Annotated in this window: 19 protein-coding genes, 1 tRNA gene and 1 riboswitch; of the genes, 10 read left to right on the top strand and 10 right to left on the bottom strand. The window is 70.4% G+C overall.

All coding sequences use genetic code 11. The features are described 5' to 3' along the window. Positions 1-825 precede the first annotated feature (825 nt). The gene (locus tag GA0070612_RS05720; RefSeq protein ID WP_088986972.1) at positions 826-1,626 is read right to left on the bottom strand and encodes a DUF881 domain-containing protein; all 801 of its coding nucleotides are present in this window, start codon (positions 1,624-1,626) and stop codon (positions 826-828) included. A gap of 223 nt (positions 1,627-1,849) precedes the next feature. Here GA0070612_RS05720 and GA0070612_RS05715 point away from each other — a divergent pair, with 223 nt between their 5' ends. The 6 genes from GA0070612_RS05715 to GA0070612_RS05690 all read left to right on the top strand — a co-directional run bounded on the left by GA0070612_RS05715 (position 1,850) and on the right by GA0070612_RS05690 (position 9,514). After that, the gene (locus GA0070612_RS05715; RefSeq protein WP_088986971.1) at positions 1,850-2,113 is read left to right on the top strand and encodes a cell division protein CrgA; all 264 of its coding nucleotides are present in this window, start codon (positions 1,850-1,852) and stop codon (positions 2,111-2,113) included. Positions 2,114-2,325: 212 nt separating this feature from the next. After that, entirely contained in the window at positions 2,326-4,524 is a 2,199-nt protein-coding gene (locus tag GA0070612_RS05710; RefSeq protein ID WP_088991292.1) for a (Fe-S)-binding protein, read from the top strand. Between the two features lie 111 nt (positions 4,525-4,635). Continuing rightward, on the top strand, positions 4,636-5,955 hold the full coding sequence (locus GA0070612_RS05705) for a hemolysin family protein (RefSeq protein WP_197699311.1): 1,320 nt from the start codon (positions 4,636-4,638) through the stop codon (positions 5,953-5,955). Continuing rightward, positions 5,948-6,949, top strand: coding sequence for a hemolysin family protein (locus GA0070612_RS05700; protein WP_088986970.1), 1,002 nt, complete (start codon positions 5,948-5,950; stop codon positions 6,947-6,949). Before GA0070612_RS05705 ends, GA0070612_RS05700 begins: the two co-directional genes overlap by 8 nt. A gap of 167 nt (positions 6,950-7,116) precedes the next feature. Continuing rightward, positions 7,117-8,130: a C40 family peptidase gene (locus GA0070612_RS05695; RefSeq protein ID WP_197699310.1), complete on the top strand. Its 1,014-nt coding sequence runs from the start codon at positions 7,117-7,119 to the stop codon at positions 8,128-8,130. Between the two features lie 194 nt (positions 8,131-8,324). Beyond that, a riboswitch (cyclic di-AMP (ydaO/yuaA leader) is annotated at positions 8,325-8,460 on the top strand. Between the two features lie 13 nt (positions 8,461-8,473). Further along, entirely contained in the window at positions 8,474-9,514 is a 1,041-nt protein-coding gene (locus GA0070612_RS05690; protein WP_088986969.1) for a C40 family peptidase, read from the top strand. Between the two features lie 59 nt (positions 9,515-9,573). Here GA0070612_RS05690 and dcd read toward each other — a convergent pair whose 3' ends face one another. After that, a complete protein-coding gene (gene dcd / locus GA0070612_RS05685; RefSeq protein ID WP_030332009.1) occupies positions 9,574-10,152 on the bottom strand; it encodes a dCTP deaminase in 579 nt (192 codons plus the stop codon). 99 nt (positions 10,153-10,251) lie between these two features. Between dcd and GA0070612_RS05680 the strand changes: the two genes are divergently transcribed. Both GA0070612_RS05680 and GA0070612_RS05675 read left to right on the top strand, forming a co-directional pair. Then, on the top strand, positions 10,252-10,809 hold the full coding sequence (locus GA0070612_RS05680; RefSeq protein ID WP_088986968.1) for a pyridoxamine 5'-phosphate oxidase family protein: 558 nt from the start codon (positions 10,252-10,254) through the stop codon (positions 10,807-10,809). A gap of 190 nt (positions 10,810-10,999) precedes the next feature. After that, positions 11,000-11,073 (top strand) — tRNA-Gly (locus GA0070612_RS05675). Between the two features lie 76 nt (positions 11,074-11,149). On the opposite strand, the gene GA0070612_RS05670 is transcribed toward GA0070612_RS05675, so the two are convergent. From GA0070612_RS05670 to GA0070612_RS05660, 3 genes are all read right to left on the bottom strand, one after another. After that, complete coding sequence (locus tag GA0070612_RS05670; RefSeq protein ID WP_088986967.1) at positions 11,150-11,872, bottom strand: hypothetical protein; 723 nt, start codon at positions 11,870-11,872, stop codon at positions 11,150-11,152. Between the two features lie 87 nt (positions 11,873-11,959). After that, positions 11,960-12,313, bottom strand: a complete 354-nt coding sequence (locus GA0070612_RS05665; protein ID WP_088986966.1) for a transcriptional regulator — start codon at positions 12,311-12,313, stop codon at positions 11,960-11,962. Next, positions 12,310-13,065, bottom strand: coding sequence for a hypothetical protein (locus tag GA0070612_RS05660; protein WP_088986965.1), 756 nt, complete (start codon positions 13,063-13,065; stop codon positions 12,310-12,312). The genes GA0070612_RS05665 and GA0070612_RS05660 overlap by 4 nt, the downstream gene beginning before the upstream one ends. Positions 13,066-13,231: 166 nt before the next feature. On the opposite strand from GA0070612_RS05660, the gene GA0070612_RS05655 reads away from it, so the two are divergent. Continuing rightward, on the top strand, positions 13,232-13,600 hold the full coding sequence (locus GA0070612_RS05655) for a VOC family protein (protein WP_088986964.1): 369 nt from the start codon (positions 13,232-13,234) through the stop codon (positions 13,598-13,600). 40 nt (positions 13,601-13,640) lie between these two features. Here GA0070612_RS05655 and GA0070612_RS05650 read toward each other — a convergent pair whose 3' ends face one another. The 3 genes from GA0070612_RS05650 to GA0070612_RS05640 all read right to left on the bottom strand — a co-directional run bounded on the left by GA0070612_RS05650 (position 13,641) and on the right by GA0070612_RS05640 (position 15,363). Further along, positions 13,641-14,315: a dihydrofolate reductase family protein gene (locus GA0070612_RS05650; RefSeq protein ID WP_231924475.1), complete on the bottom strand. Its 675-nt coding sequence runs from the start codon at positions 14,313-14,315 to the stop codon at positions 13,641-13,643. After that, entirely contained in the window at positions 14,312-15,013 is a 702-nt protein-coding gene (locus GA0070612_RS05645; protein WP_088986963.1) for a dihydrofolate reductase family protein, read from the bottom strand. The genes GA0070612_RS05650 and GA0070612_RS05645 overlap by 4 nt, the downstream gene beginning before the upstream one ends. Before the next feature lie 155 nt (positions 15,014-15,168). Further along, on the bottom strand, positions 15,169-15,363 hold the full coding sequence (locus tag GA0070612_RS05640) for a hypothetical protein (protein WP_088986962.1): 195 nt from the start codon (positions 15,361-15,363) through the stop codon (positions 15,169-15,171). A gap of 56 nt (positions 15,364-15,419) precedes the next feature. Between GA0070612_RS05640 and GA0070612_RS05635 the strand changes: the two genes are divergently transcribed. Continuing rightward, positions 15,420-16,301, top strand: a complete 882-nt coding sequence (locus tag GA0070612_RS05635; RefSeq protein ID WP_088986961.1) for an LLM class flavin-dependent oxidoreductase — start codon at positions 15,420-15,422, stop codon at positions 16,299-16,301. Between the two features lie 8 nt (positions 16,302-16,309). On the opposite strand, the gene GA0070612_RS05630 is transcribed toward GA0070612_RS05635, so the two are convergent. Together GA0070612_RS05630 and GA0070612_RS05625 are read right to left on the bottom strand one after the other, a co-directional pair. After that, entirely contained in the window at positions 16,310-16,741 is a 432-nt protein-coding gene (locus GA0070612_RS05630) for an ASCH domain-containing protein (protein ID WP_088986960.1), read from the bottom strand. A gap of 58 nt (positions 16,742-16,799) precedes the next feature. Then, positions 16,800-17,846, bottom strand: a complete 1,047-nt coding sequence (locus GA0070612_RS05625) for a questin oxidase family protein (RefSeq protein ID WP_088986959.1) — start codon at positions 17,844-17,846, stop codon at positions 16,800-16,802. Positions 17,847-17,878: the final 32 nt, after the last annotated feature.

Raw genomic sequence — 17,878 nt, 5'->3', positions numbered from 1 at the left:
GCATTCCGCTGGTTGCTGCGGATCGGGTCGTGGCGGCCCCGGGCGACGCCGGCCGAGCGGGGGCTGCTCCCGGCGACGCCGGCCGGGTGGGGGCTGCTCCCGGCGACGCCGGCCGGGTGGGGATTCCCTGGGGTGACCCCGGCCCGCCGGTGGGCGTCACCGGCCCGCCAGCAGCGGGCGACACCGGTCGGCCTGCGGCGGGCATCACGGGTGGGCTCGCGGCGGGCGGCACCGGTCGGCCTGCGGCGGGCGGCACCGGTCGGCCTGCGGCGGCCCCGGGTGCAGCGGGTCGGCCGGCGGCGGCTGCGGGCGTGGCCGGCCCGCTGGCGACGGGACCGGAGGCGACAGGACCGGACCAGGGCGGGCGGGTCGGAGCGTTGCCGGGAACGGCAGGCCGGTCCGCGCCCTGGTCGGTCGGGCTCGCCGGCCTGCCGGAGATGGACGCGGAGGGGCGACCAGACCCGGCCTGCGGGCCGGGCCCCTGGGCGGTGGTGCCCGGCCAGGGCGGCGGGGCTTCGGCACCCGGACGGCCCGAGGCACGGGGTGGCTCCTGGGCGCGGGGAGGCTCCGAGGCGCGGGGAGGCTCTGGGGGGCGGGGAGGCTCCGAGGCGCGGGCCGGCTCGAAAGCGCGAGAAGGCTCCGGGGCGCGGGGAGGCTTGGGGGCGACCGGCGGGCGCGACGCACCGGGCAGCACCGGCTCCGGCCAGTTGCCGGCGGGAGTCGCCCGGCCAGGTGTCGGCTCGGGCCGGTCGACCTTCGGCAGGATGTCGGTCGGCTCGTCGGTCTGGTTGCGGTGTCGCCCGTCGCGGCGCTCCTCCGACCCGCTCACTTGGGCACCGTCGCCGAGCGCAGGGAGGTCGAGTCCTCGAATGCCGGCACTCGCACCGTGGAAACCGTCTCCTTGTAACCGAGTTGGTAGTCGTCGACCGCGTCCTTGAACAACCGGACTCCCTCAGAGCTGGCGAGGGCCTGCTGGAGGGCAGCGGGATCGCCGATTGCTACGATCTTGAACGGTGGGGAGTACACCCGGCCATGAAGCAGCAGGGTGTTACCGACGCAGCGTACCGCGCTGGTCGTGAGCACGCGGACGTTCATGATTGACATGGCCTCCGCTCCGCCGGCCCAGAGAGCGTTGACCACCGCCTGGACGTCCCCCTGGTGCACCACCAGGTCGTCGTTGCTCGCGTCCGACTGGGTCTGGTCGAGTTGCGGGGCGTCGTTCAGCTCCACCGTGACGCCGGGGCCGCCGAGGGCGGTGAATCCGGCGGCCTGGAGGCTGCCCTGGGCGCGGTTCTGCTGGTTCTTGATCGGCGCATCGGAGCCGGCCAGGGTGTTGGTCCGCTGTTCGACCTCACCGCGCAGGGTGGCGGCACGTCGTTCACTCGCCGCGACCTGTTCGCGCCGGTCCTCGATGAGCTGGTTGAGCTGAGGGCGCCGGTCCTCGCGCAGGGCGGTGCCGTCGGCGGTGGTCGCGCTGGTGGTGAAGAGCAGCCCCGCCGCGGCGGCGATCAGAGGCACCCCGATCGACCAGCCTGGCCGGCGTTGACGCGGTCGCCGGGGCAGCAGCCCGGCGGCGGCCCGTCGGAGGACCTTCTGCCAGGAGGTTGCGCCGGATGTGTACTCCACCGAGCGTTTCCTTCCGCGTGTCGGGGATCGGGCCGTTCCCGGCTGCGCCGGTGATGCGAACAGTCCCGCCTCTTTCGGTCACTCCGTGCACCGGCCTGACCCCATTCATGGTCCGGACGGGCAATCGGGACTACGCTAGCTGTCGAACATTATTGGCCATGGACCGTCGCCCCCGCGCCCGGTTGTCAGGCCGGACGAGGTCGTCACCCCTCTGGAGAGCGCCGTGCCCAAGTCTCAGGTCCGCAAGAAGAAGGTGTACACCCCGCCGACGGACGTTCGTCCGACCACGGCGGCGTCGTCGCGCAAGCCTAGCCCGGTGTGGTTGCCGATCACCGCGGTCGCCTTGATCGTCGTCGGTATCGGCTGGCTGGTGCTCTACTACCTGTCCGAGCAGGAGTACCCGGTGATGGCGTGGGGTTACTGGAACCTCGCCGTCGGCTTCGGTGCGATGGTCGCCTCGCTGGGGCTGCTCTCCCGCTGGCGCTGAGCTGGTACGGCGCCGCCGTACCGGCGGGCCGCCGCACTTCACCTCACCGAGCCCCTGCCCGGCAGGATCGGGCGAGGCCACCTATGGTGTGCGCAGGCAGCGCGGCCTACTGCGAGATGACTCACGTTACTGCTGGGTAACCTTCGCGTAGGCTGCATTGCATGACCGAGCGCAGCGAGGTCATCAGGCAGCAGACCGGGGAGGCCAACTCGATGGGCAGCGTCCAGATCGTCACCACGATCCTCGCGGCCGCCGTCACCGCCGTGGCGGTGTGGCTTGCGGTGCGTGCGGTCGTGAAGATGACGGCAGTCATCCGGCTCGGGCAACCCGCCCCGGAGCGGTTCGCCGACAAGGGCGCCCGGACGAAGACCATGCTGGTGGAAACCGCCGGTCACACCCGGATGCTCAAGTGGGGCGTGGTGGGCGCCGCGCACTGGTTCGTGATGGTCGGCTTCATCGTGCTGTCGCTGCTGGTGCTCGAGGCGTACTTCGAGGTGGTCACCCCGACCGGCGGGCTGCCGATCATCGGGCACTGGACGATCTTCGGGCTGGTCACCGAGATCATCACGGTGCTGGGGCTGGTCGGCATCGTGGTGCTGATGGTCATCCGGCTCCGCAACCGGCCGACCCGCCCCGGTGGGCGGTCCCGGTTCACCGGCTCGACCATGTGGCAGGGCTACTTCGTCGAGTGGATCGTGCTGCTGGTCCTGATCTTCGGCCTGCTGATCCGCGGCTTCAAGGTCGCCACCGACCACTTCGAGTACCCGCTCTGGGCCACCCCGGTCAGCCACGCGGTCGGCGCGGTGTTGCCGGACTGGTCGGACGGCGCCAGCGTCGCCGCGCTCATCAAGATCGCCATCTCGATGACCTGGCTGATCGTGATCTCCCTGAACGTCACCATGGGCGTCGCCTGGCACCGCTTCCTGGCGTTCCCCAACATCTTCTTCAAGCGCGAACCGGCCAAGCCGGCCGGCTCCGGCCTCGGCGCGCTGCGCCCGATGACGAGCCAGGGCAAGCCCCTCGACTTCGAGGAGGCCGACCCGGAGAAGGACCAGTTCGGCGTCGCCCACGTCGAGCAGTTCAGCTGGAAGGGCCTCCTGGACTTCAGCACCTGCACCGAGTGCGGTCGCTGCCAGTCGCAGTGCCCGGCCTGGAACACGGGCAAGCCGCTGTCGCCCAAGCTGCTCGTGCTGAGCCTGCGTGACCACGCGTACGCGAAGGCGCCCTACCTGCTGGCCGGCGGTGGCAAGGACCTGACCGGCGAGGAGAAGGCCACCCAGGCCCAGCTCGCCCACCTGGACGTGCTGTCGCTGGCCGAGGGCGACAAGCCGTTGATCGGCGACGCCGAGTCCGGTGGTGTCATCGACCCGGACGTGCTCTGGTCCTGCACCACCTGCGGGGCCTGCGTCGAGCAGTGCCCGGTGGACATCGAGCACGTGGACCACATCGTCGACATGCGCCGCTACCAGGTGCTCATCGAGTCGAGCTTCCCCTCCGAGGCCGGCGTGATGCTGCGTAACCTGGAGAACAAGGGCAACCCGTGGGGCGCCCCGCAGAACACCCGCGAGGACTGGACCAAGGGCCTGGACTTCGAGGTGCCCCGGGTCGGCGAGGTGGACGACTTCGAGTACCTGTTCTGGGTCGGCTGCGCGGGGGCGTTCGAGGACCGGGCCAAGAAGACCACCCGCGCGGTGGCGACGCTGCTCAACGAGGCCGGGGTGACATTCGCGATCCTGGGCGAGGGCGAGACCTGCTCCGGCGACCCGGCGCGGCGCATCGGCAACGAGTTCGTCTTCCAGATGCTCGCCCAGCAGAACGTGGAGACGCTCAACGAGGCGTTCGAGGGCCGGGAGAAGGCCAAGCGCAAGATCGTGGCGACCTGCCCGCACTGCTTCAACACACTGGGCAACGAGTACGGCCAGCTCGGCGGCGAGTTCGAGGTGGTCCACCACACCCAGCTGCTGGCCCACCTGGTCGCCACCGGCAAGCTCACCCCGGTGCAGCCGGTCGACGGCGGTGTCACCTACCACGACCCCTGCTACCTGGGCCGGCACAACCGGATCTTCGCGGCCCCTCGCGAGGTCCTCGGCGACGCCATCGCGGGCGACCTCACCGAGATGCCGCGTAACAGTGAGCGTTCCTTCTGCTGCGGCGCGGGCGGTGCCCGGATGTGGATGGAAGAGAAGATCGGCAAGCGGATCAACGTGGACCGGGTCGAGGAGGCCATGGCCACCGGGGCGAAGACGGTCGCCGTCGGCTGTCCGTTCTGCTCGACGATGCTCAACGACGGGGTCAACGGCAAGGGTGCCGGTGAGCAGGTCGAGGTCATCGACGTGGCGAGCGTACTGCTCCGTTCGGTCAAGCCGGAGCAGCCGCAGGGCGGCCGGGAGACCGCGCCGATCGGCGGCTGAGACGCGTACACCTGGGATGTGAACATCGACGACGGCGGCCCCCTGCGGGCCGCCGTCGTCGTGCAAGAATCCTCGCCGAGGTGAGGCGACATCGACGGCCTACTCTGGACGATGCTGTTGCCCCTGGTCGGCTTCGTCGCGCTGACCGCGGGCAACGCGTTCTTCGTCGCGGCCGAGTTCGCCCTGGTCACGGTCGACCGCGCGGAGATCGACAGGCGGGCCGCCGCGGGCGACGAGGCCGCTCTGACGGTACGCACGGCGCTGCGTGAACTCTCCTTCCAGCTCTCCGGCGCGCAGCTCGGCATCACCATCACGGCGCTGCTCACCGGTTACCTGGCCGAACCTGCTCTGGCCCGGATCTTCACCCCGGTGCTGCGCCCGCTGGTCGGGGAGAACACCGAGCGGTTCACCCCGTTCCTCGCGTTGGCCCTGGCCACGCTGATCTCCATGCTCTTCGGTGAGTTGGTGCCGAAGAACGCGGCGCTGGCCCGGCCCATGCCGGCGGCGCTGGCCACGGCCGGTCCGATGCATGCCTTCTCCCGGGCGTTCGGTTGGCTGATCCGAGGGCTGAACGGGTCGGCGAACCGGCTGGTCCGGGCGTTCGGGGTGGAACCGCAGGAGGAGTTGGCCAGCGCCCGTTCGCCCGAGGAGTTGGGCTTGCTGGCGGCCATCTCGGCCCGGGCCGGCGCACTGCCGACGGACACCGCGATGCTGCTGCGCCGCACGATCCGGTTCGGTGACAAGCGGGCCGCCGAGGCGATGACCCCGCGGGTGGACGTCGTCGCGCTGCGCGTCACCGCCACGGTGGCGGAGTTGCTGGAGGCGTCTCGGCGCACCGGGCGGACCCGCTTCCCGGTGTACGAGGAGACCCTCGATCTGGTCACCGGGGTAGCCGGTGTGCCGGACGCGCTGGGCGTGCCGCTGGCCGCCCGGGCGTCGACGATGGTCGGCGCAGTGGCCCGCGAGCCGGTGTACGTGCCGGAGAGCCTCGATCTGGACGGCGTGCTCGCCGCGTTGAAGGCGGCCGGTGCGGACCTGGCCATCGTGGTGGACGAGTACGGCGGCACGGACGGCGTGGTCACGATCGAGGATCTGGTCGAGGAGTTGGTGGGAGAGATCGCCGACGAGTTCGACCCGGCGAGCGTGGGCGACCCGGGTGCGGTCGGGCTGACCGTCCCGGGCGGCGAGCGCACCGTGCTGGTCGACGGGGTGCTCCGCTCCGACGAGGTGGCCGAGCAGACCGGTTTCCGGCTGCCCGACGGGCCGTACGAGACATTGGCCGGGTTCCTGATGGCCCGGCTCGGCCACATCCCGCTGGCCGGTGAGACGGTCGAGGTGGGCGGCTGGGAGTTCACCGTGGTGGAGGTGGAACGGCACCGAATCGAGCAGGTCCGGGTGTTGCGCCCGGCGGAGCCGGACGACGATGACTGAGCTGCTGGTGACCGCTCTGCTGCTGCTCGGCAACGGGTTCTTCGTGGGCAGCGAGTTCGCGCTCATCGCCTCCCGGAGGACGGTGATCGAGCCACTGGCCGCACTGTCGAAGCGGGCCCGGTGGGCACTGTCGGCGATGAACCAGATTCCGCTGATGATCGCCGGCGCTCAGCTCGGCATCACGGTCTGCTCGCTGGGGCTGGGCGCGATCGCCGAGCCGGCCCTGGCGCACCTGCTGGAGCCGCCGTTCCACGCGGCCGGGCTGCCCGAGCGTGCGGTGCACCCGGTGGCGTTCGTGCTGGCCCTGGGCGTGGTGGTCTTCCTGCACACGGTCGTCGGCGAGATGGTGCCGAAGAACATCACGCTGGCCGGTCCGGAGGTTTCCGCACTCTGGCTCGGCCCGGCGATGCTGGCGTTCTGTGTGGCGACCAAGCCGCTGCTGCTGGCGATGAAGTGGGCGGCCCGCCGGGTGCTCGCGTTCTGGCGCATCGAGGCGTCCGAGGCGGTGAAGACGGTGTTCACCGCCGAGGAGTTGGCCGGGCTCGTCTCCCAGGCGCGTACGGAGGGTCTGCTCGACGAGGAGCAGCACGTCCGGATCACCGGCGCGCTGGCCCTGCACAGCCGGACGGCGGCGGACGCGCTGCAACCGTGGTCGACGGTGGTCACGGTCGCCGAGGACGTGTCACCGGCGTCGCTGGAGGTGCTGGCGACGCGGACCGGCCGGTCCCGGTTCCCGGTGGTGCAGCGGTCGACCCGCCGGGTGCTCGGATTCGTGCACGTCAAGGACGTCCTGGGGTACGCCGGGCGAGGCCGTCGGTCACCCGTGCCGGCCCAGGTCTACCGGCCGCTGGCGGTGGTGCCGCCGGAGCGTACGCTGGCCGACCTGCTGCTGGCCATGCGCCGCGAGCGGCGGCACATGGTGCTGGTCAGCGACGGCCGGCGCCCTCTCGGCGTTGTCACACTCGATGATGTATTGACCGCAATCGTTGGGTGACTGACCGATACCCTTGGTGTGCAAGCAGTTGCACGACAGTGATGGTTCCTATGCTCGCCTTGATTACCGCTCCGAGCTTCCCTAATGTGGGGCACCGACCGCTGTGGGTCGTCTGCCTCGGCCCTTCCCTCACGCGAGGCGCCCGGCGGTCGGTTGCAAAGGAGTCGGTGCCGGTGGCAACCATGCCCCCTCATCGTCACGACCTGAAAACGTCTGCTCGACCAGGGCGCCTCCGCCGCGGCGCCCACCGCCTGCTTGTCCTGGTCGCCGCCGCCGCAGTCGGCGCCGGTCTGCTCGCCGCGCCGGCGCACGCCGAGCCCACGGTTGACGAGATCGAGGCGCAGATCGACAAGAAGTGGGAGCAGTTGGAGCCCACGATCGAGCAGTACAACAAGGTTCGGGCGCAGTTGAAGGTCAACCGGCAGAAGTCGGCCGACCTGCAGAAGAAGATCGAGCCGCTGGCGCTGCAGAGCGAGCTGGCGCTCAACCGGGTCGGTGACCTCGCCTCCCGCTACTACATCTCCGGCCCGTCGCACGACATCGGTTCGCTGCTGGTCAGCGTCAAGCCGGACACGCTCACCGAGCAGCTCACCGTGCTCGACCGGCTTGCCGCGCAGGAGCGCCGGGAGGTCGAGGGCGTGCTGGCCGTGCGGGCCAAGTACGACGGTGAGAAGCAGAAGCTGGACACGCTGATCGCCACCCAGACCACGCAGCAGAACGAGCTGGCGGCCAAGAAGAAGCAGATCGACGCCGAGATCAAGCAGCTTGAGGCGTCGATGCCCAAGACCACGGTCAAGACCGCGGGCTGCCCGACGATCAACGGTGTGACCAGCTCGGCCGCCCAGAAGGCGATCAAGACGGCCTGCCAGCAGGTCGGTGACCCGTACGTCTGGGGCGCCACCGGCCCGAACTCGTTCGACTGCTCGGGGCTGACCCAGTACGCCTACAAGTCGGCCGGGATCTACCTGACCCATCACACCGGTGACCAGTGGAACGAGGGCAAGGCTGTCGCGCGAGCTGACGCCCGACCCGGTGACCTGGTCTTCTTCTTCTCCGGCCTGACGCATGTGGGCCTGTATCTGGGTAACAACCAGATGGTGCACGCGCCACGTGCCGGCAAACCGGTGCAGGTGTCCAGCATCAACACGATGCCTGTCGCCGGGTTCCGCAGACCTGGCTGATCCACGAGCGTGACGAGGGCCCCCGGTCGGACGACCGGGGGCCCTCTGTCGTCACTGGACCCGTCCGCACCCCCGGTACGCCCGTCCAGCCGGTACGGAGTGTCACGGCCGCACGGGTTGCGGATTGGTAACAGGCGTCTCTACTCTGGTCATTCGTCGGCCCGACAGCAGCTCTGCCCAGCCCGGGCGGTAACGGACCGACACCGCCGAGTCGTTTCCGAGCGAACCGGGGACCCAGGTCCCTCGGGGTGAATCCGCAGCCACTGCGGTAGGGCGCCGACTTCCCGCCCGAACCCGTCAGCTAACCCGGTAGGCGGTCAGGAAGAAGGAGTACGGAACCCCGGTGGCACTCCATGCCCCGCGGCCGTCGTCCGAGCGGTCGGCAGCAGCCGGCCCGACGCCGATCGTGCCGCGCCCACGCTGGTCCCGCTTCACCACCGCTCTCGCCGCACTGGTCGGCGTCGCCGTCGTCCTGACGGGCAGCGCCACGGCTGCCCACGCCGACCCGTCCGTCGCGGAGATCGAGCGGCAGATCGACGAGGACTGGAACAAACTCGAACCGATCATCGAACGGCACAACGCCACCCGGACCGACCTCGCCGCCAAGCGCAAGCAGGCGGACGCTCTGGCCACCCGCATCGCCCCGCTCGAACAGCAGGTCGACGCCGCGATGGACAAGGTCAGCGCCCTCGCCGTGCGGGCGTACAAGGGCGAGACCGTCTCGACCGTCAACGCGATGCTGGGCAGCCGGTCGCCGAGCGAGGTGGTCAGTCAGCTCGAAATGCTCGACCGGTTCGCGCACAACCAGCAGCAGGACGTACGCGAGGTTGCCGACCTGCGGGACGAGTTGGCCGCGCAGAAGGCGCCGCTGGACGAGATGGTGGCCCAGCTGACCCGTACCGAGGCTCAGTTGGCGGCGAAGAAGAAGCAGATCAACGAAGAGATCGACCGGCTGCAGAAGCTCCGCCTCAAGGTGTACGGCAACGGTGGCGGTGGCTCGCTGCGCCCCGCGCCCTGCCCCGGCAGCTATCCCGGCGGGGCGGCGGGCGTCGCGGTGAAGTTCGCCTGCGCACAGATCGGCAAGCCCTACGTGTGGGGCGCCGAGGGGCCCAACTCGTACGACTGTTCCGGCCTGATGCTGGCCGCCTGGGCGAAGGCCGGTGTGTCGTTGCCGCACAACGCCGCCCAGCAGAGCCGCGTCACCAAGGACGTCAGCAAGGGCGACCTGCGCCCCGGCGACCTGGTCTTCTACTACAGCGACATCCACCACGTCGGCATGTACGTCGGCGACGGCTGGGTGGTGCACGCCTCGCAGGCCGGCCAACCGGTCAAGATGAAGAAGGTCGACGACGGCCCGATCCACAGCTACGGCCGTCCAGGCTGACCGGACGTGACCGAAGGGCCCGTCGCGATCCGTCGCGGCGGGCCCTCGTCGTCACTGGTTCAGCGGGTCGGCCAGGTGCGCCAGTGCTGCCAGGCGCGGCTCGGCGTCGGGCCCCGCTGGCCCTGGTAGCGGGATCCGTAGACCACCGAGCCGTACGGGTGCTCGGCCGGCGAGGAGAGCCGGAAGATGCAGAGCTGCCCGATCTTCATGCCCGGCCAGAGGGTGATCGGCAGGTTCGCCACGTTGGAGAGCTCCAGCGTCACGTGTCCGGAGAAGCCGGGGTCGATGAAGCCGGCGGTGGAGTGCGTGAGCAACCCGAGCCGGCCCAGTGAGCTCTTGCCTTCGAGTCGGCCGGCGAGCTGGTCGCCCAACGAGATGACCTCCAGCGTCGAGGCGAGCACGAACTCCCCCGGGTGCAGCACGAACGGCTCGCCGTCGGGCACCTCGACCGCCGAGGTCAGGTCGTCCTGCTGCATCGCCGGATCGATGTGGGTGTAGAGGTGGTTGTTGAAGACCCGGAACAGCCGGTCGAGTCGGACGTCGATGCTGGAGGGTTGGACCAGGGTGGGCTCGAACGGCTCCAGGCCCAGCGTGCCGGCCTTGATCTCGGAGACCAGGTCGCGGTCGGAGAGCAGCATCGGACCACCATAGCGGCGTTGCCGAAACCGGCCGGATTCGGTGCCGGTGACCAGCGCGTCGAGGTCGCTCGTCGTACATTTGTTCGATAGAATGCCCGCATGGCTTCCTGGTCCGATTTCGCCGCCGACGAGCCCCGACTCGCCGACGGGATCCGCGTTCTCCTCCAGCAGTACGGGCCGGGCTTCGGCTACCTGGCCACGGTCCGCGCCGACGGTGGGCCCCGGGTTCATCCGGTCTCCCCGGTCATCACGGACGAGGGTCTGTTCTGCTTCATCATCGACTCCCCGAAGCGCCGCGACCTCGAACGCGACGGCCGTTACGCGTTGCACTCGTTCCCCCCGGAGGAGAGCGACGACGAGGCCTACCTCGCGGGGCACGCTCGTCCAGTGACCGATCCGGTCCGGGTCGCGCGGCTGGCGCAGAGTGCCCGGGCCGAGCAGCGGGTCGACTGGCGGTTGTTCGAGTTCACCGTCGACGTGGCCATGCTGACCCGCCGCGAGCAGCACATCGCCGGCGTCCCGGGTGTCACGCCGAGCCGGCCGGCGGTCCGGGTCTGGCTGGATCCGCGCGCCCCGTCGGCGACAGCCGAGCCGCTCGCCGTGCCACCGACCCGCCCGACCCGCCTCAGCCGCGACGTGCAGTGCACGGCCGCCTGACGAGGGTCGGAGCCAACCCCAGGTGTACGCCTGCCCCAGCCCACCCCCTCACATGATCCACTCGGCTTCGGTGACGTCGTGGTGTCCCGGCGGCCCGGATGCCCCGACTTCCAGCAAGCCGAGTGGATCAGCGGCGGGCCGGGGAGCCTGGGTGCGCCGTCCCCGCGTGTCGGGTACAGTGGTGCCGCTTGCGGGTGTAGTTCAATGGCAGAACATCAGCTTCCCAAGCTGACAGTGCGGGTTCGATTCCCGTCACCCGCTCCAACCGAAGGCCCTGGCCAGGACGTGAGTCCCAGCCAGGGCCTTTGACGTTCCGCAGTGCCGCGTGGGGGAAGATCCGCTAGCCGCGGCCGGTGGCCAAGAGGTCCGAGACGGTGCGGAGGTCGGCCGGCTTCAGCGCTACCAGGCTGCTCGGGTTGCGGGTGCTGTATTCGCTGTCGCAGATGTTCACCCCGTCGGCGGTTCGGTGCCAGGCGGCGGGTGCCGCCGCCACGATTGCCTCGGCAATGGTGACCACCTGCCCGGTCACCCCGACGGTCCGGAGCGCGGCGGCCAGCCGGGTCACCGCTCCACTCGACTCCGCCGCTGTGTCGCCGAGCATCGGGGCGAGCAGGAGCAGTGCTGTGGCCTGGGCCAGCGCGCCGGGCTGACGGTCGGCTACGGCGACCAGCTCGTCCCAGGAGAGGCCCGGCCCTTCCAGTGCCCCCTCCACCGTGGCGATCTGGACGCAGTTCGCACCGTCGGCGGGGACCAGCAGATAGTCCACGCCCTCGTCCTCGTCGACGTTGCGACGCACGACGACGAGGCGGGCTCCACCGCCCAGGTCGACCGGGAACGCCGGCCACGCGGCGGTGTCCGTCAGCTGGCGGTAAGTGGCCCGGACGGTGTCGAGTTCGTGGTTGAAGAGGAGGGCCAACTCGCCGTCGAGATCCGCTTCGACCGCCTCTATCAGGTGGGCGGCCCAGAAGCCCGGGCGATCCATCAGGTCCGCGCCGTCGTAGGCGAGTCCTGGCCCGTCGGGGGCGTCCGGACCGCGATCGTCGTACCCCGGAAGAACAATCACGATGGATCTATACACCATCGGGGGTGGGCAGCCGAACGGGCGAACCCTCTGCACCGCCTGGTGTCCCGGTTGCGGAAACTGCCGCCGTCAGGGGGTGGGCCGGTGAGCCTGGTGCCGTCGGAGGAGTTCCTGCAACGCGTCGATCTCGGCGGCCAGGGCGGCCTGCCCCTGCTCGGTGATTTTGATCCAGGTCTTGGGCCTGCGCCCGTGGTAACCCCTCTCGATCTGGATCAGGTCCGCCTCCTCCAGTACGGCGAGGTGCCGGGAGAGGTTTCCGGCGGTGAGTTCCAGCGCGTCGCGCAGGTAGGAGACCTCCACCCGCTCGGCCTCGGCGGCGATGGTGAGGATGCCGAGCCTGTTGCGTTGGTGGACGGTGTCGCTGAGCCCATTCGTCGGGTGCCCGCCGTTGCTGGGCCCGGCGGCCTCTTCATTACCGCTCACGCATACCTCTTGACTGTGTTGAGGAGAGCGATGATGCCACCGATGAGCAGGATCGGTGCGGGCAGCAGGGCCGCCAGCAGGAAGCTGTGGCGGTTCAGGTCCCCGGGTTGAAAGTTCGCGGTCTGGAAGTACGCGTTCACGAGGACGACCGCCGCGGCGTAGCCCACGCCCACGGCAGTCAGGCCACGGCTGCGTTCCAGCCGTGCCAGGACGATCAGCCCCACCGCGATGATCAGATGCGGGACCATGCCGCGATCGGCGATGCCCAGAAGCGGCACCGTCAGCCAACTGGTTCCGTTCCGAAGCACCGCGTCCGAGTTGAGCAACAGGTACCGCAGCACGATCGGCAGCACGAGCCCGACCAGCGTGCCGGCGAGGCCGGCAACGAGGTACGCGCGGGTGGGTGTCTCGACGCCCACCCGCGCGCCATGCCACCGATACCACCAGAGGCTGAGCAGGTAGCCGCCGATGAGCGCCGCCAACCAGTACCAGCCGAGGGCCGCTGAGCGTTCGAGGAAGTCGCCGCCGAGGCCGGTCAGCGGGGGATTGTCCTGCGTGGCGCGCAGGGCGGGCGGTTCGACCGACTCGACGTACAGGGGTGCGGCCATCGCCGTCAGGAGCCCGAACAGCAGGAGCGGCAGCCAGTAGGCCTGTCGGGCGACGCGCGTGCGCCGTCGGAGCGCGGCAACCGAGGCCAGGATCTCGCCAGGTGTGTCGCTGTTGTCCGGCGCGGTTTCTCGTTGCTCCGACATGGTGGCCCCCGAATCAGTCAGCCGAATGATGCTGCACTACCAATAGGTTTGCACTGCAAATCATTCTGCGCAAGAGTTTCGCCGGGCGACGACACCGTCAGGATCGACAGCGGTAGTTCCACCCAGGCCCCGGCGCGGCTACTGTCCGGCTTGGAGGTGGTGGTCCGTGTTCACCGAGGCCTTTCCGATCGTGACGACACCTGACCTGCCACGACTGATCGGTTTCTACCGTGACGTGGTCGGCTTCGAGCTGACCTATCGGTTCCCCGAGGACGGCGAACCGCAGTTCGTCGCGCTGCGCCTGGGCAACAGCGAGCTGGGCCTGGCCGCCGACCCGGACGCCGACGATCCGGCGCACTCGCACCGGTGGGAGCTGTGCGTCTACGCCGACGACTGCGACGCCGCCGTGAACACCCTGCGCTCGGGTGGTGCGACGGTCACCGAAGAGCCTGTCGACCAGCCGTGGGGTGAACGGTCCGCCCGAGTGACCGACCCGGACGGCAACCGCATGCTGGTGCTGTCCCGCCTGCCGTGAAGGCTGTCCAAGATCTGCGGCGGTCAGTCAGCGTCGCCGGTCATCGTCGCCAGAACAGGAGATGGGTGACCCCGCTGGAGCTGGGCACCGACTCCAGGTGGAAGCGGTCGAGAAGTTCATCCGGGCTGTCCCACAACCGCTCGCCCCGCTCGAGGTCGACGGGCGCGACGGCGATGTGCATCGTGTCGACCAGATCGGCCTCGAGGAACTCGCGGATGGTGGCGACTCCACCACCGAGGCGTACGTCCCGGCCGTCGGCTGCCTGCTTCGCCTGGGCCAGCGCCTCGGAGGGGCTGGCATCGAGGAAGTGGAACGTGGTGTCGGCCAGGGTGAACGACGGGCGTACGTGGTGGGTGAGCACGAAGACCGGCGTGTGGAACGGCGGGTTGTCCCCCCACCAGCCCTGCCAGTCATGGTTCTCCCACGGGCCGCGCTGTGGGCCGAACTTGTTGCGGCCCATGATCTCGGCGCCGATGTTGCACTCGGCGTCCCGGGTCAGGTAGTCGTCCAGACCCCGGCTGCCGCCGGGCTCGGTGCGGTACACGAAGCTGGCGGTGGCGGCCCGCCAGGAGAACAGCGGGGTGGGGTCGGCGTGGCCGAAGGGCCGTTCCAGACTCTGCCCCTCCCCGGTGCCGAACCCGTCCCGCGAAACGTTGAAGCACTGCACCCGCAACAGTTGCGGCATCGTCATCTCCTCCCGGATCAACCGTGTCACCTGGTCACCGTCGGGCCGCCACCGCTGCCCCGATCGTCGAGCACCAGCGGAGCTCGACCGTTCACCGCGTACCGGATGTGGGTGACCTCCGGTGTGTGGATGACGCGGGTCGGCGTCAGCTCGATCGCCTCCTTCTCGGCCAGGTCGAGGTCCGCGTCGAACAGTCGCAGACCGGTGCCGAGCACCACCGGCACGACGTGCAGCTCCAACTCGTCGAGCAGGCCCGCCTTGAGGACCTGCCGCACCAGGCTGCCGCCCCCGGCCACCGCGACGTTCTTGCCGCCGGCCACGGCACGTGCCTGCTCGACGGCGCTGGCCACTCCGTCGGTGACGAAGGTGAAGCTGGTGCCTCCCTGCCGCAGCAGACGCTCGCGGGGGCGGTGGGTGACGACGAAGACCGGTGCGCGAAACGGTGGCTGGTCACCCCAGGGCTCCTCGCCGCCGTCGGCCATCCGGCGTCCCATCACGTACGCGCCGGCCGCCTCGAAGGTCTCGGCGATCACGTCGGAGTTGGTGTCCTGCTCGCCGCCGGTGAAGCCCTGTCGTTCACGCCAGGCCGATACCTCTGTCGCCCAGCGGGTGACCCGGAAGAACCCGGCGCTCTCCGCCGAGTCCATCCAGTTGCCGTCGCCCTCGAAGCGCGGGCCGGCGTAGAAGCCGTCCGCCGACACCGACAGCTGTGCCGTCACCCTCGTCATCTGGTTGGTCCTCTCCCTGGTCGCACCCTTGGACGGGCGCGGCTCGCCAAGGGGTCGGAGCCGAACCCGGCACCCCTACCCGGGATCAGTGTGACGTGGATCACCGCTTGGCGCGGCCAGGCATCACCTGCCGGCGGCGGCCCTCCGCAACCGAACTACATCCTGCGGTCGGCGATCGCCGCCTCGATCCGCAGGCCGAGCCCGGTCAGGATGAGGAAGGCGGCGAGGATGTGCGGCTCGAGCCCCTCGTAGCCGGAGGACATGGTGAGCAGTGTCGTCAGGAAGCCGGCCACCAGCGACACGGTGCCGAACGCCCGTACCGTGTCGTTCCGCCGTGCCGGTAGGTCCATGGCCGAACGGTAGCGGCGACCGGGCCCCGGTGCTGCCCCGGTCTAGGCTGGCATTCATGCGGATTGGCATCGTGATCCTGCCCGACCAGCGGTGGTCGGAGGCGCAGCGTCGGTGGCGGCAGGTCGAGGAGTGGGGGTTCGACCACGCCTGGACGTACGACCACCTGGGTTGGCGGGATCTGGTCGACGGTCCGTGGTTCGACTCGATGGGCACGTTGACCGCCGCCGCGACGGTCACCTCCCGGATCCGGCTGGGCACCCTCGTGGCGTCGCCGAACTTCCGGCACCCGGCCGCGTTCGCCCGGCAGATCACCACTGTGGACGACGTGTCCGACGGCCGGTTGCTGCTCGGCCTCGGCGCGGGTGGCATCGGTTTCGACTCGGCCGTGCTGGGCGGTGAGACTCTGCCGCCGCGTCAGCGCGTCGACCGGTTCGCCGAGTTCGCCGAGCTGCTGGACCTGATCCTGCGCGAGGACGGCACCACCTGGCGGGGTGAGTGGTTCGCCGCGGTGGACGCCCGCAACAATCCCGGCTGTGTGCAGCAGCCGCGGGTGCCGTTCGTGATGGCCGCCAACGGGCCGCGGTCGATGCGGCTGGTGACCCGGTTCGGCCAGGGTTGGGTGACCACCGGCACCGGTGACGACAACGACCTGGAGAGCTGGTGGGGCAGCGTTTCGGCGTTGTCCACGCGGATGGACCGCGCGCTGGACGAGGCCGGCCGCGATCCGGCGACCCTGGACCGTTATCTGTCGCTGGACTCCGCGCCGGTGTTCTCGCTCGGCAGCGCGCAGTTCTTCGCCGACCAGGTCGGCCGCGCCGCCGACCTGGGCTTCACCGACGTGGTGACGCACTGGCCACGGGAAAGCAGTTGGTACGCCGGCGACGAGAACGTGCTGGCGGACGTGGCGACCCGACTGTTGCCGGAGTTGCGCGGCTGAGGCGACGGTCAGGTGCCGAGGTCGCCGCCGGCCACCCCACCCTCGCCGCCGGAGACCAGCCGCAGGCGTAGGCAGACGATCTGGGTGTCGTCGTCGACAGGTGTGCCGAGCCGCGCCCAGTAGGTGGCGTGCCCGGCCCGCCACTCCTCGATCGACCGGTCCCCCTCGCCCTCGGCCCGGGCGAACTCCCACGGCACGTCGGCGAAACGGACGATATCGACGCCGGTGATCTCCACGACGCCGGCCAGCGCGTCGTCGTCGTCGATCAGGGCCAACCGTTCGCCGACGTGCTCCAGCTCCTCGCCCTCCTCCGCGTACTCGGCGAGCCGGCCGGCCGTCGCGGTCTTCACGCCGGCCAGCACGAGGGTGTTGAGGGTCGTCCGCAGCTCGCCGGGAGTGCCGAGGGCGAGGGTGCGCAGTTCACCGATCCGAGGCCACATCCTGCCGAGGCTAGGCCAGCGCACCCCACACCGCCGCCGCATTGCGACGGTGCCCTGCTCAGATCAGTTGGCCGGCGTATCCGGCGGCGGCGAGCAGCCGGTCGTCGCCACTGACCGCGTGCGCGTCGAGCACCGCGTCGGCCAGCTTGACCACGTGTTCGTCGCCGTGCCGAGCCGCCCGGGCGAAGACCTCCGCCGGGGACGCGGCGGTCACGGTCGGCGGCGCGATGCCGTCGGCTGGGGCGTACACCGCGGTCATGGCCGCCGTCGCGGCCCAGGCCGCGGCGAGGCTCGGCGCCCACAGCGCCCGGTCCAGAGCCGGCAGGGTACGCAGCACGGCGGTCGGCGCGGTGACCGCGTGCACCAGCATGACCGGCTCGGTGTGCCCGAAGCGCAGATAGTCCAGGCCGGCGCGGTGCACCAACGCCGTGAGGCCCTGCGCCGCCTCGGCGGGGCTTCGGGCGGGGCGCAGCGCCGCGAGCGCCGGCTCCCATCCGGGTACGCCAGGCAGCCGCTTCAACCGATCACGGACGCCCCCGCTCTGGTCGTCGATCCGGGGCAGCCCGGCCAGCGCCGCGTCCACGTGCTGCGGGCCTGCGGACGGGTCGGAGGGGAGGTCGGTAGGCATCCGGTCGGCGCCCGGGACCGGCTGCCACCGCGCGGCCCAGTAGCCGAGGGCCTGGCCCAGTTCGGTGAGCCGCTGTGGGGTTGGGTCGTCCGTTTCGAGGGCACGTACGGCGTGCCCGACCCGGATCACACCGTGGGTGGCGCCGGCGGCGATGCCCGGCAGCAGTCGGGGCCACCAGGTGCCGAGCACGTCGCGCCACGGGTGTTCGCGTAGTTGTCGGTCGAAGTACGTCAGCCAGTCCCCGGCCCGTTTCGCGTCGCCCAGCGCGCTCCGCCAGTCGGTGATCGGGTGCAGCCCCCGGGGCAGCTCGTCGAGTCGGCCGAGGTAGTCGTCGAGCCAGCGGTGTACCTGCTGCTGGTGCCCGTGTCGGGTCAGCGCCTCGACGGCCATCGGCCCGTGGTTGGAGAGCCACCCCTCGAACTCGGGGCCGGTGCGGTGCAGTCGTTCGTACGCCTCGTCGAGGATTCCGTCGCTCATGTGTCGATCGTCGAAGCTGAACCGTGCTTCAG

Source organism: Micromonospora chokoriensis, from assembly GCF_900091505.1.
GTDB lineage: Bacteria > Actinomycetota > Actinomycetes > Mycobacteriales > Micromonosporaceae > Micromonospora > Micromonospora chokoriensis.
The sequence above is the reverse complement of the archived record's forward strand: the minus strand, read 5'-3'. Positions and strand labels throughout refer to the sequence as shown.

Coding starts and splice junctions, on each gene's coding strand:
- GA0070612_RS05710 (WP_088991292.1), top strand. CDS start 2,326: ATGGGCAGCGTCCAGATCGTCACCACGATCCTCGCGGCCGCCGTCACC.
- GA0070612_RS05705 (WP_197699311.1), top strand. CDS start 4,636: ATGCTGTTGCCCCTGGTCGGCTTCGTCGCGCTGACCGCGGGCAACGCG.
- GA0070612_RS05700 (WP_088986970.1), top strand. CDS start 5,948: ATGACTGAGCTGCTGGTGACCGCTCTGCTGCTGCTCGGCAACGGGTTC.
- dcd (WP_030332009.1), bottom strand. CDS start 10,152: ATGCTGCTCTCCGACCGCGACCTGGTCTCCGAGATCAAGGCCGGCACG.
- GA0070612_RS05680 (WP_088986968.1), top strand. CDS start 10,252: ATGGCTTCCTGGTCCGATTTCGCCGCCGACGAGCCCCGACTCGCCGAC.
- GA0070612_RS05660 (WP_088986965.1), bottom strand. CDS start 13,065: ATGTCGGAGCAACGAGAAACCGCGCCGGACAACAGCGACACACCTGGC.
- GA0070612_RS05645 (WP_088986963.1), bottom strand. CDS start 15,013: ATGACGAGGGTGACGGCACAGCTGTCGGTGTCGGCGGACGGCTTCTAC.
- GA0070612_RS05640 (WP_088986962.1), bottom strand. CDS start 15,363: ATGGACCTACCGGCACGGCGGAACGACACGGTACGGGCGTTCGGCACC.
- GA0070612_RS05635 (WP_088986961.1), top strand. CDS start 15,420: ATGCGGATTGGCATCGTGATCCTGCCCGACCAGCGGTGGTCGGAGGCG.
- GA0070612_RS05630 (WP_088986960.1), bottom strand. CDS start 16,741: ATGTGGCCTCGGATCGGTGAACTGCGCACCCTCGCCCTCGGCACTCCC.
- GA0070612_RS05625 (WP_088986959.1), bottom strand. CDS start 17,846: ATGAGCGACGGAATCCTCGACGAGGCGTACGAACGACTGCACCGCACC.